Genomic DNA, 3013 nt, shown 5'->3' on the forward strand with positions numbered 1-3013 from the left:
TCTTCATCGCTCGCACTGTCTGCCGGTTTCGCAACAGGCGCAGGAGCTGAACCTGAAGAATCTTGAATCGTCTCGACTTTACGACCGTAACCAAACTTAAACGCCGCAATATCGTACAGACCCCAAGTTGGCGTTTCATCCAACATGCTTGGTGCGTAGTCCATCGTCGAACTGTAAGCAGGAATGTTGTTCAAACCAAGTTGATGCGCTTGCTCTAGCGTGTAGTAGTTCGCTTTGTCATTTGAGCCTTTAAAGTTATGGCGCAGACCCATGTTATGACCAAGCTCGTGAACAAGCGTATTGCTGTAAGTCGCAACCGTAATCGCATCTGCGGCTTTCACTTGCAACTCCTTTGGCAGGTATTTCCAACGCTTAAGCTGACGCGATACTTCGTTACCTGCGTCATCAAGTTTGATCTCAAAGTAACGCTCGTCATCCAACTTCAAGTTGTCCAACATGGCCTTGTTGGTTGAGGAAACCCACGACGCTTCGATTGGATAGACGTTGTTCTCTGCCCAGAAAGACAAACGGTTCTCTTCAGCTTCAACCACCTTTTCAAACTCCATGTCATCATTGAAGTTTTTCATGAGCTGAGTTGGGCTCTTCGTCGCCGCTTTTCCAGAAACGATGTCTTCTTTTGAAACGAGCGGCGCATGAATGTTTTCATCCGATTTCAGGCTCGCCATCGCCGCCATTGTAGAAAGCGCTTCAATTCTATCCGCGACTTCTGTTTTCACAGATTCGCTGCTGGTTGGCAATGGTTCTAAGCCATCTAAGTCCAGTTGATTACGATTATAGAAACGCGCCAAGTTATCCCAATAGAAAGGTACACCCGTTCTTGCAACGCCTGCGTATTGGTTCACGTGGCCTTTGATGATTTCCCCCGTCATCGGGTTAGAAACCGACGGGCCGTAGCCAAGCAGACCGTTCGCTAGAGGCTCGTCAATCAGGTTAATCACGTTGTAACGCAGATCACCTGGGTGAATACCAGCCGCTTTGGTTTTGTTCACAATCTCGATTTCAGGCTTGCCTGCATCCGCCCCAAATACATTCAGCGCTTGGTTCATCTTGTCGATCGATTGCAGCGTTGCATCCAAGAACAACTTGTTCTTCTCTTCAAAGAAATTGTCGCTCAAGTAATATTTGATCGAGCTTTGATCTGGGTTGAAACGATTGAGGTAAACCACATCACGGTCGTATTTATTCGTGACTGGGTTAAGCTTTTTCGTCGACGTGGTGAAGAAACCAATGTCGTTCTCATCACCCACTGGGTACAAGATCGGTTGGTAACCTTCGGTTGCCACTTCACTTTCGTGCACTAACGAGTAGTAGAAACGAGATTTAAACGCGCCATCCACAAGCGCTTCATCCAAGCTCGCTTTCGTTGCAAAGTTGATGTAGTCAGAAATATTATCTAAATCGATACGGAACGTGCGCTCTAGTTCGAAATTGAGAAGACCGTTTTTAGGGTCAAAGTCCCACGAGATCAATCGTGGTGCGCCAATTTCATCAATGCCCTCGGTAATGCCATACAGATCTTCCATATTGAATTCTGCAATTTCGAGATCTTCAGGGCGAGGAGTGAAGTGGGTTTTCTTCTTGTAGTTTAGGCTTGCGTCTTCGTTGGTTTCTTCTTTGTTGGTGCAATCACCATGCGCGTCTTCTTGACAGCGATACGCCGCAAAGTCACCCGGAATCGTCAGCACTTGCGCGAAGTTAACGCCGTCGTCGTCTGCGACAAATTTCTCTTCACCGCAGTAGTTATTAGCATCTTTGCTTAGATGCGCGTCTGGGTAGTTTTTATCGTAACTGCGAACTTCCAGACCTTCTTTGGTAAAACAAAGCTCAACGTAACGAGGTGAACCTTGCAAGAATGGGAATTGGTTCAGAGCAAAGCGTGGAGCGGCACCAGTCGTCGGAACGTAAAACCAACGACCGTCTTTAAGATCTTTTACTGCGACTTCTTTTGCATCTCTTTCGACATAGTCATACGCCTGATCATCTGCGCCACAGCCTGCAAGTGCGGCCGTTATTGCTGACACCAGAGTCAATTTTTTAAACATTATTTGGATATCCTTAATTGTTGTTATTTTCCTAGAAGGAGTAAGTCACTGTCGCGATGTAAGATGCTTTCTCTTGGTCCAACAAATCGATGTTGCCCAAGGTGCCTCGCTCTGCATCTTGATAGAAACCCGTTGATGACGCCGCGAGTAGCAATGACCAGCTTTCATCAAACTCGTATGTGCCGTACAACGCCCCTTCATACTGCCAACTGCTTCTGCGCGTACCTTGATAACTGATGCTGTTACCACCTAACGCCGTGATCCCCACTGCGAACGATTCCCACGACTTTTCCGCAACAGCAAACAACGAGTAAGTCCACTCAGTCAGCGAGCGTCCACCCATGGTTTTGTATTCGTGGAAATTTTTTCTCAGTCTTGGCGAAACCGAAAAATCGACGCTCCAAGCTGAAAAAGAGATCGGCACATCTAAACGAACCGCGGTGTGCAGTTCATCTTTACGAGATGTTTCTGAAGTTGGAATGGTGAGCTGACCCGCAACGCCGATTTTCCCTGTATCTCCAAAGCGATATAGGTTCGTGTATTGCAAGCCCAACACCGAATCTGTCGCGTAGGTGCCGACTTCATCTTCTAGGGCACGATAGCCCCCCGTAGAAAAATAGGCTTTTGTGTCGCTCGAAAAGGAATAAACGAGATCGCCTCCCCACGAGAAATTGCGGACAGAACGGTAGTCGTCTTTATCGTAAATGTTTGTATCGTAAGATAGGTAAACGGCCCCACTAAACTTACAAACAATACAGGACGTATCTCCTTCATTTTGTGTAGATTCAGGCGTGCTAGTGCTATCAATTACACTCGTTTCCACCGCGAATGATGGCGCTGAAAACAGCGTACCCAACAACATTGCAAGCGGCGTCATCATCCACTTTGTTGTGTGCTGCATGTTTTGAAACTTCCATGAAAATTAAGTTCATTAGAATAAACTTAAAGAC

2 protein-coding genes are annotated in these 3013 nt (G+C 46.8%); both read right to left on the reverse strand.

The genetic code is table 11. From position 1 onward, the window contains the following. The coding region (locus tag R7Z50_RS24030) for a M66 family metalloprotease (protein ID WP_318149292.1) at positions 1–2063 on the reverse strand (2063 nt) is incomplete at its 3' end. Positions 2064–2094: 31 nt separating this feature from the next. Continuing rightward, positions 2095–2964 (reverse strand): hypothetical protein, encoded by an 870-nt coding sequence (locus R7Z50_RS24035; protein WP_005479976.1) that lies wholly within the window; start codon positions 2962–2964, stop codon positions 2095–2097. Positions 2965–3013 lie beyond the last annotated feature (49 nt).

This window comes from Vibrio sp. 1249-1, assembly GCF_033340495.1.

Coding starts and splice junctions, on each gene's coding strand:
- R7Z50_RS24035 (WP_005479976.1), bottom strand. CDS start 2,964: ATGCAGCACACAACAAAGTGGATGATGACGCCGCTTGCAATGTTGTTG.